The following is a 16,333-nucleotide window of genomic DNA, read 5'->3' on the forward strand; positions in this document are numbered from 1 at the left end:
TCCCCACCTCAGTTGCCGCTGTTGAACATCCGGGCATTGCCCGGTTGATAGGCCGAGCCTGGCGCGAGGAAGCGACGACGCTGCTCGCGCCCCTGTTCGGCCGCGGCAGCACGCTCCGCATCGGTCAGTGCGCTTGCCCGACCATTGGCAGCGAGCAGCGCGAGCAGATCCGACAACTGCTGGGATTGCAGAGCCAGAATCTGATTGCCGGCTTGGGTTGCCTGCAGCGCACCGGTCGCGCCCTGGCTCTGGCTGACCAGGGTCGACATCTGCGTCCGGTTCGCATCGATATTGCCGACGACACCGGCCTGTACCCGCATGGCGTCCTGGAGGCCGCCAACCGTGTTCTGCCAGCGCGAGCGGGCGTCGGCGACGAGTTGCCGGTCGCTCGCAGACAGCGGGATATTCGCGTATTTTTGGCTGAAGATCTGGTTGACCTTCTGGACATCGAAGGCAATGTTCTGCGCTTGGCCGAGAAGTTGCTGGGTCCTCTGGACTGACTGCTGGATCTGCTGAAGCGAGGAGAACGGCAGGCTGGTAAGATTGCGGGCCTGATTGATCAGCATCTGTGCCTGGTTCTGCAGGCCGGTGATCTGATTGGTAATCTGCTGCAGGGAGCGCGCCGCCGTCAGCACGTTTTGCGTGTAGTTCGATGGATCGAACACAATATCCGCGCAAGCCGGCGGCGCCATGACCGGCGCCAATACCAGTGGCGCAGAGAACAAGGTCGCCGCCAGAACGGCAGCGTGCGGTCGGAGATGGAGAGTTCTCATGAGTGAGCCTCCTGTTCGACTTGGGGAATGGGGAGGTGGAGTGTCGGAATGAGATCAACCGCCCAGCCGGCATTGCGGGCCTCGAGCCAGGCTTTGAGAAAGCACTCGCGGCCGTGGTCGGCGAATAGCTTGGCAATGAGCGTCTGATCGGATTTGGAGGATGTTGCGCACAACGCGAGGCCCACCTCTGAAAGGCCGAGCTCGAAGAGACGATTGCCGCGCCGCGACTGGCAGTAGTAATCGCGCTTGGGTGTTGCTCGCGCTAGGATCTCGATCTGCCGGTCATTCAGCCCGAACCGGCGATAGATCGCCGTGATCTGCGGCTCGATCGCGCGCTCGTTCGGCAGGAGAAGCCGGGTCGGGCAGCTTTCGATGATGGCCGGCGCGATCGCCGAATTGTCGATGTCGGACAGTGACTGCGTTGCGAAGATGACGCTGGCGTTCTTCTTGCGCAGCGTCTTCAGCCATTCGCGAAGCTGGCCGGCAAACCCCTCATCGTCCAGCGCCAGCCAGCCCTCGTCGATGATGAGCAAGGTGGGCCGCCCATCGAGCCGGTCGCCGATACGATGAAACAGATAAGACAGCACTGCGGGTGCCGCTCCCGTGCCGACCAAGCCCTCGATCTCGAAGGCTTGCACATCGGCGATGCCGAGATGTTCGGCTTCGGCATCAAGCAGCCGGCCATAGGGGCCGCCGACGTAATAGGGTCGGAGCGCCTGCTTGATGCTGTTGGACTGGAGCAGGACCGCCAGGCCCGTGATGGTACGCTCTTCGATGGGGGCCGAGGCGAGCGAGGTCAGTGCGGTCCAGATATGATCCTTGACCTCCGGCGTTACGGGTACACCTTCGCGCGCCAGGATCGCGGCGAGCCAGTCAGCCGCCCAGGCGCGTTCATAGGTATCATGGATGCGACCCAGCGGCTGAAGCGCGACGGAGGCATCGGCCCCTTCCGTCAAGCCGCCGCCGAGATCATGCCAATCGCCGCCCATGGCGAGTGTCGCTGCCCGGATGGACCCGCCGAAATCGAAGGCGAAGACCTGGGATCGTTCGTAGCGGCGAAACTGCAGGGCCATCAGAGCGAGCAATACGGATTTGCCGGCACCGGTCGGGCCGACAACGAGCGTATGGCCGACATCGCCGACATGAAGGGAGAGCCGGAACGGGGTCGAGCCTTCCGTTCTGCCGTAAAGCAGCGGGGGCGCATCGAAATGCTCGTCCCGTTCCGGCCCCGCCCACACGGCGCTGAGGGGGATCATGTGGGCGAGATTGAGCGTCGAGATCGGCGGCTGGCGGACATTGGCATAAGCGTGTCCGGGCAAGGAGCCGAGCCAGGCGTCGACGGCATTGACGGTCTCGATCATGGCCGTGAAGTCGCGGCCCTGGATGACCTTCTCGACCAGGCGGAGCTTTTCGTCGGCAAGGCGGGGGTCGCCATCCCAGACCGCGATCGTGGCTGTGACATAAGCCATGCCGGCAAGGTCTTGTCCGAGTTCCTGCAAGGCGAGGTCGGCATCACCAGCCTTGTTCGCCGCATCCGTGTCCACGAGCACGGATGCCTCGTTGGTCATGACCTCCTTGAGGATCGCGGCGATGGACTTGCGCTTGGCAAACCATTGCCGCCTGATCCTGGTCAGCAACCTCGTGGCATCGGTCTTGTCGAGCAGGATGGCACGGGTCGACCAGCGATAGGGAAAAGCCAGTCGGTTGAGGTCGTCGAGCAGGCCTGGTGTGGTCGCGGTCGGAAAACCGATGATCGTGAGGATGCGCAAATGCTGGTCGCCAAGGCAGGGCTCAAGCCCACAGGTCAGCGGCTGATCGGCCAGCAATGCGTCGAGATAGATCGGCGTTTCGGGGGCACGGACGCGATGGCGCTTGGTGGACACGCACGAATGCAGATAGGTCAGCGCCTCAGTGTCATCGAGCCAGGCGCATTCCGGCATGAAGCCATCGAGCAGGGCTAGAATGCGATCGGTGCGGTCGGTAAAGCCGCGCAAGGTCTCAGACGGATCCACCCCGGCGCGTTCCTTGCCCTCATAGAGCCATGTCTCGGCGCGTGCCGCCTCCTCGGCCGGTGGCAGATAGAGCAGAGTGAGGAAATAGCTCGAGATGAAATGGACGCCCTGCTCCTCGAAATCAGCCTTGCGCTCGGCATCGACAAGGCCGGAGGCCGGATCGGGAAATACGCTGTCGGGATAGGTCGCTGCTTCATGCCGCTGCGCTTCGACGAAGATGCTCCAGCCTGAGCCGAGGCGACGGAAGGCGTTGTTGATGCGACTTGCCACACCGACCAGTTCAGCTGCAACGGCAGAGTCCAGATCTGGACCGCGAAAGCGTGCGGTGCGCTGAAACGAGCCATCCTTGTTGAGCACGATGCCCTCGGCGACGAGCGCGGCCCAGGGCAGATAGTCGGCCAGGCGCGCGGCGGAGCGGCGATATTCGGCAAGGTTCATCATGACGGCATCCCTCACACCGACAGATGACCGGGAATGCGCAGATGCCGGCGCCCTACCTCGACGAAGAGCGGATCGCGCTTTGCGGCCCAGACCGCCGCAAAATGCCCGACGGCCCAGATGACGAGCCCCACCAGCCACAGACGCAGGCCAAGGCCGACGGCTCCGGCCAATGTGCCGTTCACGATGGCGATGGCGCGCGGTGCACCACCAAGCAGGATGTGCTCAGTCAGCGCACGATGAACCGGGACCGTGAACCCGGGTACGGCATCGAGCTGTTCAAAAGCCATCGCCATCAAACCAGTGCTCCACCGCCGAAGGAGAAGAAGGACAGGAAGAAGCTCGAGGCTGCGAAGGCAATGCTGAGACCAAACACGATCTGGATCAGGCGGCGAAAACCGCCTGAAGTATCGCCGAAGGCAAGCGCGAGGCCGGTTGCGATGATGATGATGACGGCAACGATCTTGGCGACCGGCCCCTCAATCGACTGCAGGATTTTTTGAAGTGGCTGTTCCCATGGCATCGACGAGCCGGAGGCATGGGCGGCGGAAACGAGGGCAAGATTGACATAGGTGAAGGCTGCAACAGTCGCGACCGTGTGGCGGACGCGCATGGCAGTGGCGCGGATCATGAGAAATCTCCAGTGTTCGAGGTGTCCTGCTTGATGCGGTAATCGCCGTCCGGGCCGAGGCCTTCGACGAAAGCGAGTTCGGTCAATCGCCTTGCAGCGCCGCGGCCGGACAAGACGGCGACGAGATCGATGGTCTCGGCGATCAGGGCACGGGGAACGGTGACGACCGCCTCCTGAATGAGCTGTTCGAGCCGGCGCAATGCGCCGATGCCGGATCCGGCATGGATGGTGCCGATGCCGCCCGGATGGCCTGTGCCCCAGGCTTTCAGGAGATCGAGGGCTTCCGCACCACGAACCTCGCCAATGGGGATGCGGTCTGGCCGCAGGCGCAGCGATGAGCGCACGAGATCGGACAAAGTGGCAACGCCGTCCTTGGTGCGCATGGCAACCAGATTGGGCGCCGCGCATTGCAGCTCGCGCGTGTCCTCGATGATGACGACACGATCGGTGCTGTTCGCGACTTCGGCGAGCAAGGCGTTGGTGAGCGTGGTCTTGCCCGTCGAGGTCCCGCCTGCAACCAGGATATTGGCGCGCGATACAACAGCCGCGCGCAAGGTCGCTGCCTGACGGGCAGTCATGATGCCGGCGGTCACATAGTCGGCAAGGGTGAAGACGGCGACCGCGGGCTTGCGGATGGCAAAGGTCGGCGCCGCGACAACGGGAGGAAGCAAGCCTTCGAAGCGCTCGCCAGTCTCGGGGAGTTCAGCGGAGACGCGCGGTGCGCGCGCATGAACTTCCGCACCGACGTGATGGGCGACCAGGCGCACGATGCGCTCGCCATCGGCGGCCGATAATGTCTTGCCCGTATCGGCCAATCCTTCAGAAAGACGATCAACCCAGATGCGGCCGTCGGGGTTCAGCATCACCTCGACGACGGCGGGCTCTTCCAGGAAGCGAGCGATGGCCGGACCGAGCGCGGTGCGCAACATGCGCGCGCCGCGCTGGATCGCCTCCGGCCTGAGATGGGTGGATGCCATGTCGTCCCCGTTTCCGCGGGGAGGCGACAGATCGTTCCCCGAACGGGGACGATTAAAAGAGCCCTGAATTAGGTTGATTCAACAACTATCTGGGCCGGTGCGGGGATCGATGGCCATCGGCGGTAAATAGGAGGGGTAGACATCTAAACGGGGTCCGCATCACCTAAGGCATCGGCTTGTGCTTTGTTTCGTCGTGGCGAGCCATATGATTGATGGGGTAACGATTGGCAGCCAGAACAAAGACGCGCGATCATACGTAAGGTTCGAATTACGCGGGAAATCGCAACCCCCAGCGTTGCGAAAATGCCTCGAGCTGAGAGGCGGCGCTATGCTTTAAGTTTTGGAAATCGCGGCGATACTCCTCGTCGCGTCGAACATACTGCCAGGCAAAACTGGCGGCGGAAACACCGTCCATGTGCCGATAGGCTACGGACGAACGCCAACCGATACGCAACATCATATCACCTCTTGCTTTGAGCCGGCGAAGGGCGGCCACTGACAGGAGGTTTGTCGACCCGCGATCACTTTTGAAGGCTGGATGTTGCGATACCTTGATCGGGAATCGCGATCACTGGAACCTTCTCTTGAGGTGTTGCAGTGTCTCGCCAGAGCTCGGATCAAGAGACTTGTGGCCGGCGCACCGGATTGATCGCGGCAATTCTCGGCGATTACTCCATGCCGAACAAATCGTCCGGCGTCTCGCCATACCGGGCGAGAATCTCAGCTTCATCAAAGTGGCCCGAGCCCGGATTGCCGCGACGCGAGAAGGCAATGGCACCGACAATCTCATCGTCGCCCCGCCAATGGCCAATGATGGCTGCAGCCTGAGCACGGGCGATGTCCCTTGAGGTCGTCTCCTCGCCATCGAGAGCCAACAACGCACCGTCCTGTGTGCGGGAGAAAGGCAAGACGACGTAGTATGTGAGGCAGGACATGCTCACACGACCCTCAGATTCCCGGCCTTGGCATTGCCTGTCTTGCGATCAGCCACAAATTCATAAGTGATCTTTTGTTCTTCGTGGACATGATCGAGGCCTGCCTTTTCAATCTCGCTGATATGAAGGAAGACATCGTCGCTCCCCTCATCTTGCTTGATGAAGCCGTACCCCCTTCGCACAGTTGAACCATTTGACGGTACCAGTCGGCATCCAAGCGTCCCTCCGCAAACGAGACAGCCGAACGCTAACGTGAAAGGCATAGTAAGCCAACCTTCGATTTCGGGTTGGGCAGGATCCAGAACCATCTTAATCTTGCTAGCCTCGTCCCAGGTGGCCTGGCGTAACTCTTCTGAGGTTGGGCCGGAATCATGAGATTTGCTGATTGATGCAAATAATGTGCCACGCGGAAAGTCGAGTGAACTCAATGATTATTCTACATCACTGACAATCGGTGCTAAACAAGCTCGGTCAGCTCTTCGTTTCACCACTGGAGGCGCTGGCAAGGTCCGGCCGGTGCCATTCATTCGTCCAACCGGCCGGACCACTTAGCACTCGCGGATAAATTTGGACATTCGGGACACAACGCTCCAGCGTTGGATGGCGAAGCACGCGGGCCCCTTGGTCGGGCAAACGGATCGATCACTTTGATGATCGTGTCGTCCTCGCTTCCGTATTTGCAGGCCGAAGCCACCCCATCGGGAAAAGCGCCAGAAAGAGGGAGCGGGAAGGGAGAGGCTGCAGCCTTTGCCTTCGCAAGGACCATACAGGCGCTCGATGCGCCTTTATGGGCTTTGTGGCGCAGAAAGAGAAATAGGCGGGACGTGTGCCTGTCTCCCAAAACTCGGAATGGCAGGGCTGCGGCCGGCGCTTTGTCCGCGGGGGCGAGGAAGGCGCTCAAGTAGCCTTTGGCCTCGTTGGCGGCGAGGGCCGAACGGGCTTGGCGCAAAGCGTTCCAGATTGCCTCGCGCTCGGCCAGCTCGCAGCAAGCATTGTATTCAGCACGCAGTTCTTCGATGTGGTGTTCGAGGGTGATGTCGTGGGTCATGCTGTCCTCCTTGGTCTCGACGACGGGCGGCGGGCACTGCCGAGCGAAGACTGGGTCAAGGATCGCGTAGCGACCGGAAACGCCGGCGAACGGTACCCCCGAAATTCGCCAGAATTTGGGGGGGGGGCCGTTCGTTCTTGAGGCGGGCTGAGCTGGCTGTAGAATGGGAATTCAGAGAGAAAAAGTGGCTCAACCGATCCGCTGCGCAATTGCCTGAATCGGGGATCGATCCCCGGTTCAGGCAACCATGCCGGCAGGGCATCTTTGATGGCCTGACCTTGGACCGCAACGGCCCCGAATACCGGCACAGTTCATCCTGCCGACGACGGGCCAGTGCGCCGTTCCGGTGCAACGAAAGATCCCGGCGGCTTGCGCCGCCGAGATTTTGGTATCCGGTTCAGAAAGGGATTTCCGAGTCCTCGTCCTGCTAATCGTCACCGCTCTCGGTCTGCTTGACTCGGTTCAGGAAGTCGACCGTTTCGGCGATGATCTCGCAGCTATAGCGATCGACGCCTTCTTGATCCGTCCACTTGGTGTAGTGGATCCGGCCGCGAACCAGGATCTTCATGCCCACCTCGCAATATTGCTGGATCGTCTTGCCGAGGCCGTTGAAGGCGGTGATGCGGTGCCATTCGGTATCCTGGACCCGCTGGCCCTTGTCGTCCCGTACAACCCGGCCTTCCGAATAGCGGGGACGGGAGGTGGCGAGGGTGAAATGGGTGATGTTGGTACCACCGTTGGTGGTGCGGGTTTCGGGAGCCTGACCGATGTTGCCGGCGAGAATGACGATGTTCTGCATGGTGTTTCTCCGTTGCTTCCCGGAGGGGCCATTCCCTCCGATGAGACGCGGCCAAGGTCGTCGGGAAACGCCTGCAACTGCCTGCATGCAGGCAGCTCGCCCCCAAGGCCCGGAGTGGTGCGGACAGGCGCTTTGCGCCAACACGGTCTGGAGCTGCGGGGGTTGCCGACGGAAACAGAACGGACTTAGGGGATCGATCAGTCGGAGGGATTGGCGCCACCGGAAGCGGGGAAGAAGAGCACACCTGAACCATCGTCCTTGCCTGCATGGCCCTTCACCAGGCTTGATGACGCCACACATCGGTGCAGCTCTTCCATGCTTCCTCATCCGCCATGGTATCCCCCTCGGCAGACTGCGCCATTCGGGACGAACACCTCGACCTGGGTCCACGCCGACGAACAGCGCTGCACCACCGCTTTCAGGGCCATTCAGGCGCGATCCTCGCAATGTGGAAGACAAGACCTAAAGAACCTGCAACCGGCGCCGAACTCACGACACTAGGGGATGGATTGGCACTGAAGCGATAGCCCATCTCCATGCGGATCATCCGGCCGATTGCAGCCTGTCGTTGGCCGGGCTAGGTGAACCGAGAGCGGTGACGATCGGCATTGGGCCCCGCTATCTCTTTGAGAATGCGGAGCCAGGAATCTGGCAGTGCGCTATGGGGATTGATCGCGAAACACCCTGCCCATGAAAGCAATCCCTTGAAATTCCATTCTTGATTCCACATCATTCGAACAATTGTTTGGGAAAGGCTGGCCGTGCGACCGTCCGTCATGCTCGACATGAAGCGAAGTGCAGTGCGTGAAGCGGCAGGCCGCTTTCGCGCGACGAACCCGCGCATCTTCGGTTCAGTCCTGCACGGCACCGACAAGGACGGTAGCGACATCGATCTCCTGGTCGACGCACTGCCCGGCGCGACATTGTTCGATCTCGGCGGATTGCAGGACGAACTAGAAACGCTGCTTGGTGTCCATGTCGACCTGCTCACGCCGGCCGACCTGCCCTCCAGGATCCGAGCCAAGGTGCTGGCGGAAGCATTGCCGGTATGAGCGAGAACCGGTTATCCGACTATCTCGACCATATGCAGCAAGCCGCCACCGAGGCGTGCGGCTTCGTGGAAGGCCAGACCAAGGACGACTTTCTGGCGGACAAGCGTACCCAGCGGGCTGTGGTCATGAGCCTCGTCATCATCGGCGAAGCCGCCACCAAAGCCATGGATCGCTATGCCGCCTTCATCGCGGCCCATCCCGGGTTGCCGTGGCGCAGCATGCGCGGCATGCGCAACCGTATTGCCCATGGCTATTTCGACATCAATCTCGACGTGGTGTGGGATACCGTGCAGGTGGCGCTGCCGGACTTGCTCAGGCAACTGCTTGCCGTGCGCCAGGACGCCGAAGACCACAGTGACAGTGCGACGAAACCGTAACGATCGACACGATCGGCGCTGCGGAAAGCGTGCGCCACTACAAAACCAGAAGCGTGGGCAGCCCAGCCGGCAGATGGGATCCGCGAGACTGCGGATCCCCTCGCAAGGCTTCGGCTAAGCGCTACCCTCTATTTTCATGACGGGGATGCCGAGTTTTCGGGCCTTGTCGCCGAGATTTTCCTGGATGCCAGTACCAGGAAAGAGCAGCACACCGATCGGCAAGCTTTCCAGCATGGCATCGTTGCGCTTGAAGGGCGCGGATTTGCCGTGCCTGGCCCAATCTGGCTTGAAGGCAATCTGCTTGATCTTGCGAGTGTCTGCCCATTTGGCGGCAATGAGTTCGGCGCCGCGGGGCGAACCGCCATGCAGTAGCACCATGTCCGGATGCCTGGCATGGACCCGGTCGAGCCTGTCCCAGATCAGGCGATGATCGTCGAAGTCCAGGCCACCGGTCAGGGCGACCTTAGGGCCGGCCGGCAACATTACCTCGGCCTCGACCCTGCGGAGCGCGTTGAGAAAATCCCGGCTGTCTATCATCGCGGCCGTCAAACTGCGATGGTTGACCATGGAGCCGGTGCGTGGCCGCCAGGTGGAGCCGATGTGGTGCTCGAACTGCTCGGCCGCGACATCGCGGAAGAGCTCCATACCGTTGCGCCGCTCGATGAGGGTCTGGCCCTCGGCGGTCAGGCGCTCGAGCTCGACGGACTTCACCTCACTGCCGTCCTGCTCGCTCTGCAAGCGGCGTTGCGCCAGCTCATTGTCGTCCAGTTCGCGTTCGATACGGCCGGTGGCGCGATGGAACAGGTTGACGGTCGACCAGAGCAATTCGTCGAGGTCCGGTTCGAGGCGGGTGTCGCCGAGCGTGGCAATCAGGGCATCGAAGATGTCGGTGACAGCGCCGGCAATCGTATTGCCCTCTGGTAGCGGCCTGGGATCGGGCTCGTCCTGAAACGGATGCCAGCCATAGAGTTGGAGGGTAGTGAGGACATGATCGGTGGGGGATGTCGTGTGGATCGGCTCGAAACCGGCATCGGCGTCGTCGTACATCATCGGATGCTTCCTTCATCGGAAGCCGCGCCCATCGCGGCCTTCACAGGCGTCGAAAGCCCACAGACTGGACGGGTTGGCAGCCCTCGCGCCCAGACGAGGGCCTCGATGGCCAAACCCGGCTATTTTGTCTCGCGCTGCAAAGGCCGGCATGCCGGCCGGCGGAAAATAGCCGGAGAGCGGCCATTGCCCACACGGCCCCTCTATGGGCCGATCGCCCTCTCCAGAAGGCCGTGGACGCGGGCTCTCATTCGGAAGCATCCAACGATAAGCGGAGACCACGGGTGGAGAGCGTCAAGCAGTTCCCTCCCCTGCCGGCTCCCTTACCCCGCCATGAAGCGTGCAACATCCTCCGGGCGAAGCTGATCCTGCAAGATCTGCCGAAGAGCCTCGGCACCGGCTGTGCACAGATCCTCGTTGAAGTCCCCCCGCTCTGGCGACAGGTCTATCGCCTCAATGCCAACATCCGATGCCCTGCCGATCAGGTAATCGCGTGCGCTGTCCCCAGCCGGATCGCGATCCCTGAGCACATAGAGCCTGCGCAACATTGGCGGGAACAGGATGGCAGCCAGATGCCCGGCCGAGAGGGCCGCCAGCATCGGCATGTCGGGCAGTGCCATACGGGCAGATAGCACGGTCTCAATGCCCTCGCCGGCGATGAGTACATCGTCGGCAATCCCGAAGCGGACGCCATACCCGAGGAGGTCGCCCATCGCGCGCCGCGGTGTCTCGACGGGTGCCTTGTCCAAACCGTCGCGCGCGAGCCAGGTACGATGCGCGCCGGTCTGATGCCCACCGAGATCGGTGACGGAGGCAATCATAGCCGGCCAGATCTGTCTGGGCGAATTATCGTCCGGCCGATAATAGCAGCGCGGATGGAAGCGCAGAGCTTTCGTTCCGTGTACATACGTGATGCCACGATGACGCAGATAGGCCTCCGCCAAGGAGCCGCCGATCGGTTGCGCCATGGCGAAGAGACGGTGCGATGCCTCTGGTGAGCCGGCCTGCACAGGATGCTGATGTCCGCCCGGCCGCCCCTCGCCCGGCTCCGGGGACGGAAGCGAGAGGAATCGGCGGGCCTCCTCAGCCACGTCCTTGAAGTCTACGAGGCCGAGAACCTCGCGGATGATGTCAAGCAGATCGCCGTGCTCGCCCGTCGCGGCATCCGTCCATTTGCCGGCTGGCCCCCTCGGCGAGTCCTGCAGCCGCACGAACATCGAGCGGCCGGGTGTGTTGCTGATGTCGCCGACGGTCCAATAACGGCCCTGGCGGCGGCCGGCGGACAGATAGTGACGGCATACCGCCTCGGCCCGTTCGGCAAGCCGACGCGCCAGATCTTGTGCCTTCCCCGTCATGGTGGCCTCCTCAAGAAAAAAGCCCGCCGGCAGAGCCAGCAGGCCAGGTGAGCCAAGTCCGTGGGAGTACGGGTTAGGCTGCCGCGATCGTGTGAGGGGTGTCGATCGCCTCATCACTATCGTCGATGGTGCCCTCGATGCCCATGGCCGTTATGCCGTCCTTCGCCGCCGTTTCCTCGCCGCCCACTTCGACCGCCGGCAGGCGCAGCGGTTCGGGCAGCCAGCCGGTGTCGGCGAGCAGGGTTTCGGCTTCGCTTGCCATCTCGCCTTTCTTGAGAAGAGCGATCCGGTCGGCGGCAGGTTGCCCCTTCCCTTCTGCCACAGCCTGCAGGATGCGGGCCTTGGTGATGCGGCCAAGATAGTTGCAGGCCATCGGTCGCCAGCCGGCCTCCGCCATGTCGAGCCCGGTCGCCCGCGCCAGTCGGTCGGCCTGGCCAAGGCGAAGCTTGAGACCGTGCTCACTGACCCCACTGCCGCCATAGGGGTTCGGCTTCTCATGGAGGGCGTTCACCCCATAGCTGACGCAATGAGCGAGCAAGGCCATGCGGCTGGCCTCGTCGAGCCCGGCGAGCCAGTCCCACAATGCAGCGTCACCGTCTGGGATTTCCTGTATCCAGCCCTGGTGGCGTTCGGCGATGGCCTTGGCCGAGGGGCTGTCCTTGAGATCGTCCGCCTGAGCCGGGAAGAAGACATGCCGGATCGAGGCCTCCAGGCAGCCTGTCGTGGAACGATGCTGGAAGGTGTCGCAGACGAGCTTATGGAGCAGCATGGTCATGGCGACCTCAGGATGCTGTGCAACCGCATCACGCAGCGCCAGGGTGCGATGGGCCGTCAGCTCAACGAGAAGGCGTTCGGGCAACGGCCTGATGCCATCCTCTTCCTCCTCTTCGATTTGGACGGGCTGTCCGCCGATGGCAATGACGACACGCTGAGAGGCAGGCGCGGCCGGATCATTGGCGTCTCCATTGACTTCGTTCGCATCCCCCTCTCCTCCCGCGACCGGCACTTCATCCTCTGGGCGGACATAGCCGCGATCGACCAGGAGGGAGCCATCGGTAGCGACGCTGACGAAAGCGCCGGCGATCGCGATCTCGGCGGGCGCAAACGATACTGGCCTATCGTCGAGGGCTTCCATCGCCGCCTCCAACTCGGCGAAGCGCCGATCGACCGCGTCCGGCAGTTCCTCGACGCCATCATGCTCGTCCGACAGGCAATTGTATTCCGCCTGCAGGGCAGCCCGCGCCGCCTTCTCCTCATCGGTCAGGTCGATGATCGTGCCGACAAGTTCGCGCAGGCCATGGTTGGCACCATAGGGGTGGGTGATGGCTACTTCGACCCACTTCCAGCCTTCCCTGGCAATCTCGTCCGCCGCAGCCTTCAGCTTCTCCATCACCAGCCGATCGAGCAGGCCGACATCCTGCAACCAACAACCATCGTCCGACTGGAACAGGTCGCGCAACACGATGCCGCCGGCAGCTTCATATTGCTCGATGCCGACGAACACCGCCCGCTTGTCACCGGCGCGCACCGTGGTTTCCGTGAGAAGGCGCCGGATATGATAGGGGTCCTTCTGCCAGCTGTTGCGGATGGCATTCCAGACCTGTTCCTGGCGCTCATGATCTTCGCAGACCGTGAAAGCCATCAGCATCTCCAGCGTCATGCCATCCTCGGCATAGACCTCGAGCAACACCGGCGAGACTGCTGCCAGGCGCAGGCGCTGCTTCACCACCTGCACCGGCACGAAGAAGGCGGCGGCGATCGCCTCTTCGCTCATGCCCTTGTCGCGCAAGGCGAGGAAGGCACGGAACTGATCGAGGGGATGCAGGGGAGCGCGCTCAATATTCTCGGCCAGCGACACCTCGTCGATCAGGATGCCGCTATCGGCCTCCGAGACCACGCAGGGCACCGGCGCAGTCTTTGCAAGGCGCTTCTGTTTGATGAGCAATTCCAGGGCCCGGTAACGACGGCCGCCAGCCGGCACCTCGAATATGCCGGTCTCCACTCCCTCGGCATCAACGACCGGCCGCACATGCAGGCTCTGGATCAGGCCCCGTCGGACGATGGACTCGGCCAGGTCCTCGATCGAGACGCCAGCCTTGACACGCCGGATATTGGCCTGGCTCAGCACCAGCTTGTTGAAGGGGATTTCGCGCGACGACGACAGGGTGATCTTGCGAACGGCATTGGCCATGATGTTCACTCCGCGACGGGCGCCGAGAGACCCTCTCTCCGGCATCAAACCCGTCACGAAACCAGGCGCCGCCCTCTAACTCTGGAGGGCAGCGCCAGGCGACAACCGAAGCGAGAAGACGCCAGACGCTGGGCCGGGCACGGAACACCGCGGCGCCGCCCTTGCGGAACTCCTAGCTGGCTCGCTCGAGCAGCTTCTTGGCCTTGCCCTCGAGTTCGAGCCGGGCATCCTGGTGGGGCCTGTCGCGTGCAATGGCGGTAATGCCGGCCACGAAGTCGAAGATCGTTTCGGGCGGACGCCCCTCCTCGGCCAACACCATCTCGATGATCCTGCCGGTCTCGGCCTTGGAGAAACCGCGCTTGCGCAGGAAATCCGAGCGATCCGCATCGGATCTTGCCACGATCCGCTCGCGTGCCGCCTTGATTCCATTGACGAAAGGCGCCGGCGAAGAGTTCGCGAAGTTCAGCAGTGCCGGTGCGGCTTCGTGGGCAAAACGAGAGGCGGCATATTTGGAGTGGCGGATGGTGATTTCCTCGAAATCCTCCACGCCCCACAGATTGCGGTTCTGGCAGACGGCCCGGAGATAGAAGCTTGCCATCCCGAGCGTCTTTGCCCCGACTTCGGAATTCCAGCAGTAAAAGCCGCGAAAATAGAGATCCGGCGATCCGTCCGGCAATGTGCCGGCTCGGATGGGGTTGAGATCATCGACCAGGAAGAGGAAGACATCACGATCGGAGGCATAGAGCGTGGTCGTGTCCTTGGTGATGTCGACACGCGGATTGTAGATGCCCGTCGACCAGTCGAGAACGCCCGGCACTTTCCAACGCGTATCACCGGTGCCGTTGCCGGCAATGCGCTGCACAGCCTCGACCAGTTCATGATCATAGATGCGTCCATAGTCCGGGCCCGTCACCGCCCGCAGCTCGACCCGGCCATTGTCGGTTACCAATGACTTGATCTGCTCGGTCCGATGCGAGGTCAGACCATATTGCAGATTGATGCCGGCGAGCGCCGCTGGGAGCTGACGCAGATAGGCGGCCGGTGCTCCGACCTGGCTTGCAAGCTGGCCGAAGCTCCAATGGGTGGGTGCGACGGGCCTATCCACACCTGGCAGGATGAGAGACATCCGCTCGGGATCTTCTCGGCTTGCCTCAACCTGGATCAGCGCGCTCTCTACCACCCGCGTCCGGCTGCGCTCGGTCCTCTCTCGAACGGCAAGGCCGAGTTCCGATAGCGACAGATATCGCTCGTCGCCGGGGCGCGAGAACCACTCGGAAGACACACGGCCGATCCGTTCACCGCGGCTGACATCGACCTTATATCCACCGCTTGCGTCGCGACGGCTATCAAGAACCTCAATGGTCATGGAACCAATCTCCATGACGGGCGCCGGAAACCTCTCTCCCGACCTTCAACCCGTCACGAAAATCCCATCCACTCTCTCACTCTAACGGGCGCTACGGCGCCGCCTTATGCAGGAGGACACCGGTATCGGCTAAAGGACGGACGAGTGCTTTCCGATCGATAGTTAAATCGTCAGCTTCCCTCGCACACCCGACTATCGAGGGCATTGTCATGTCTTTGCGGTCGATCCCGTCCCGTTGAAGCCATCCGGTTTTGCGCCGATCGAAGCCAGGCCGACTTGGATCGTCGACAAGGCTGACGTTCTTTGCCTTTCTGGCAGCGCGTTCAAGCCTTGCTGGATGGCTGCGCGCCAATTCGGACCCCGATTCCAAGCCTCGGTGAAGGCTTCGGCAAGATCGTCCCCGCGGCGGGTTTCGCCGAGGGCCTCGATCAGCAGGCTCGCCTGCTGGATGTCTTTTTCACGCTTTGCAGCACTGCCGGCATCCGATTGCCGCCGTGAGGCGACAATCAATTTATGCACCGCATATCGCTGCGGCGACGGCACGACGACCGGGACGCCGGATCGGTGGAGCATGACGGTCCGCACCGGCTCCTGGATCAGGAAGTCGAGAAAGCGCAAGGGTTGGGCTGACGCACCTCCCAAAGCCGGCATCGGGCTGGCGTGATCGGCGTAGTCATCAGATCCGCGGTTCGGTGTCAGGAATTCCACCTTGTAACGGGCGGCATTCTCGAATTGCGTCACACGCGCCGGATCCAGCCGGTGGGGGATCGCCCGAAAGCTGGGATCGATCGCCTTCAGAATATCGAGAACAGGGGGAAGAGTATCCTCGAGCGACGACGACACCGAATAGTGCTGGGCGAAGTCGGCATCACCTGTCTGCAACGACGCACCAGGCAAGCGGACGCCAAGCAGGCCGGCATAGGTTTGAAAAGCAACCGTGCCGACGAGCAGTCCTCGTAGACGAAATATGCCGGCATTGCCCATTGCTTCCACGATGTCACCGGTGAAGCGATCGGGTGCCGCCAGGCCAGCGTCCCGGGTCAAGGAGGAAACAAGCCTGCGGCGGGCGCGCAGATCACCTTTGATTTCCTGGAAGGCCTCGACCCTTTTGGCAATATCGGGATCGTCCGCTGGACCCACATATTTGCGGGTTTTCTTTGGCTGCGTCTGCTCGAAATACCAATAGTTCCTGCCCTTGACGGGTACGCGCACGAAGTTGCCGGCAATCGAGAAATCGGTCTCAAACGATGCATCGAGGCTGCGCTGCACCAATTCGGCGAACATGGTGCGGTAGGCAAGGTCAATGGTTTTCATGTGACCTCAAGCTATAAG

16 protein-coding genes and 1 pseudogene are annotated in these 16,333 nt (G+C 62.1%); 2 read left to right on the forward strand and 15 right to left on the reverse strand.

Annotated elements, in window-relative coordinates; all coding sequences use genetic code 11:
* Positions 1 to 8: 8 nt before the first annotated feature.
* The 10 genes and pseudogenes from trbJ to ACTJKX_RS33255 form a co-directional block, all read right to left on the reverse strand.
* Positions 9 to 773, reverse strand: coding sequence for a P-type conjugative transfer protein TrbJ (gene trbJ, locus ACTJKX_RS33210; RefSeq protein WP_440727905.1), 765 nt, complete (start codon positions 771 to 773; stop codon positions 9 to 11).
* Positions 770 to 3,226 carry a conjugal transfer protein TrbE gene (gene trbE / locus ACTJKX_RS33215; RefSeq protein WP_440727906.1) on the reverse strand — a complete coding sequence of 819 codons (2,457 nt, stop codon included), beginning with the start codon at positions 3,224 to 3,226 and terminating at the stop codon, positions 770 to 772. Before trbE ends, trbJ begins: the two co-directional genes overlap by 4 nt.
* An 11-nt stretch (positions 3,227 to 3,237) precedes the next feature.
* Positions 3,238 to 3,519 (reverse strand): VirB3 family type IV secretion system protein, encoded by a 282-nt coding sequence (locus ACTJKX_RS33220; RefSeq protein ID WP_440727907.1) that lies wholly within the window; start codon positions 3,517 to 3,519, stop codon positions 3,238 to 3,240.
* A complete protein-coding gene (locus ACTJKX_RS33225; protein WP_440727908.1) occupies positions 3,519 to 3,854 on the reverse strand; it encodes a TrbC/VirB2 family protein in 336 nt (111 codons plus the stop codon). The genes ACTJKX_RS33220 and ACTJKX_RS33225 overlap by 1 nt, the downstream gene beginning before the upstream one ends.
* Entirely contained in the window at positions 3,851 to 4,831 is a 981-nt protein-coding gene (gene trbB, locus ACTJKX_RS33230; RefSeq protein WP_440727909.1) for a P-type conjugative transfer ATPase TrbB, read from the reverse strand. Before trbB ends, ACTJKX_RS33225 begins: the two co-directional genes overlap by 4 nt.
* 268 nt (positions 4,832 to 5,099) lie before the next feature.
* Positions 5,100 to 5,291, reverse strand: coding sequence for a transcriptional regulator domain-containing protein (locus ACTJKX_RS33235; RefSeq protein ID WP_440727910.1), 192 nt, complete (start codon positions 5,289 to 5,291; stop codon positions 5,100 to 5,102).
* A 208-nt stretch (positions 5,292 to 5,499) separates the two neighbouring features.
* Positions 5,500 to 5,766 carry a hypothetical protein gene (locus tag ACTJKX_RS33240; protein WP_440727911.1) on the reverse strand — a complete coding sequence of 89 codons (267 nt, stop codon included), beginning with the start codon at positions 5,764 to 5,766 and terminating at the stop codon, positions 5,500 to 5,502.
* 2 nt (positions 5,767 to 5,768) lie between these two features.
* Positions 5,769 to 5,979: pseudogene (locus tag ACTJKX_RS33245) on the reverse strand (cold-shock protein).
* A gap of 310 nt (positions 5,980 to 6,289) precedes the next feature.
* Entirely contained in the window at positions 6,290 to 6,814 is a 525-nt protein-coding gene (locus ACTJKX_RS33250) for a hypothetical protein (RefSeq protein WP_440727912.1), read from the reverse strand.
* 427 nt (positions 6,815 to 7,241) lie between these two features.
* Positions 7,242 to 7,613, reverse strand: a complete 372-nt coding sequence (locus ACTJKX_RS33255; protein ID WP_440727913.1) for a single-stranded DNA-binding protein — start codon at positions 7,611 to 7,613, stop codon at positions 7,242 to 7,244.
* Positions 7,614 to 8,374: 761 nt separating this feature from the next.
* On the opposite strand from ACTJKX_RS33255, the gene ACTJKX_RS33260 reads away from it, so the two are divergent.
* Positions 8,375 to 8,665 carry a nucleotidyltransferase family protein gene (locus tag ACTJKX_RS33260; RefSeq protein WP_394314795.1) on the forward strand — a complete coding sequence of 97 codons (291 nt, stop codon included), beginning with the start codon at positions 8,375 to 8,377 and terminating at the stop codon, positions 8,663 to 8,665.
* Positions 8,662 to 9,042, forward strand: coding sequence for a HepT-like ribonuclease domain-containing protein (locus tag ACTJKX_RS33265; protein ID WP_440727914.1), 381 nt, complete (start codon positions 8,662 to 8,664; stop codon positions 9,040 to 9,042). The genes ACTJKX_RS33260 and ACTJKX_RS33265 overlap by 4 nt, the downstream gene beginning before the upstream one ends.
* Positions 9,043 to 9,156: 114 nt before the next feature.
* On the opposite strand, the gene ACTJKX_RS33270 is transcribed toward ACTJKX_RS33265, so the two are convergent.
* The 5 genes from ACTJKX_RS33270 to ACTJKX_RS33290 form a co-directional block, all read right to left on the reverse strand.
* A complete protein-coding gene (locus ACTJKX_RS33270; RefSeq protein WP_440727915.1) occupies positions 9,157 to 10,092 on the reverse strand; it encodes a DUF2493 domain-containing protein in 936 nt (311 codons plus the stop codon).
* 320 nt (positions 10,093 to 10,412) lie between these two features.
* Complete coding sequence (locus ACTJKX_RS33275) at positions 10,413 to 11,444, reverse strand: DUF7146 domain-containing protein (protein WP_440727916.1); 1,032 nt, start codon at positions 11,442 to 11,444, stop codon at positions 10,413 to 10,415.
* 73 nt (positions 11,445 to 11,517) lie between these two features.
* Positions 11,518 to 13,635 carry a ParB/RepB/Spo0J family partition protein gene (locus ACTJKX_RS33280; RefSeq protein ID WP_440727917.1) on the reverse strand — a complete coding sequence of 706 codons (2,118 nt, stop codon included), beginning with the start codon at positions 13,633 to 13,635 and terminating at the stop codon, positions 11,518 to 11,520.
* A gap of 172 nt (positions 13,636 to 13,807) precedes the next feature.
* Positions 13,808 to 15,001 (reverse strand): DUF932 domain-containing protein, encoded by a 1,194-nt coding sequence (locus ACTJKX_RS33285; RefSeq protein ID WP_440727918.1) that lies wholly within the window; start codon positions 14,999 to 15,001, stop codon positions 13,808 to 13,810.
* A gap of 207 nt (positions 15,002 to 15,208) precedes the next feature.
* The gene (locus tag ACTJKX_RS33290) at positions 15,209 to 16,315 is read right to left on the reverse strand and encodes a nucleotidyltransferase family protein (protein WP_149249077.1); all 1,107 of its coding nucleotides are present in this window, start codon (positions 16,313 to 16,315) and stop codon (positions 15,209 to 15,211) included.
* Positions 16,316 to 16,333: the final 18 nt, after the last annotated feature.

This window comes from Labrys sp. 22185, from assembly GCF_052045555.1.
Classification (GTDB): Bacteria; Pseudomonadota; Alphaproteobacteria; order Rhizobiales; family Labraceae; genus Labrys; species Labrys neptuniae.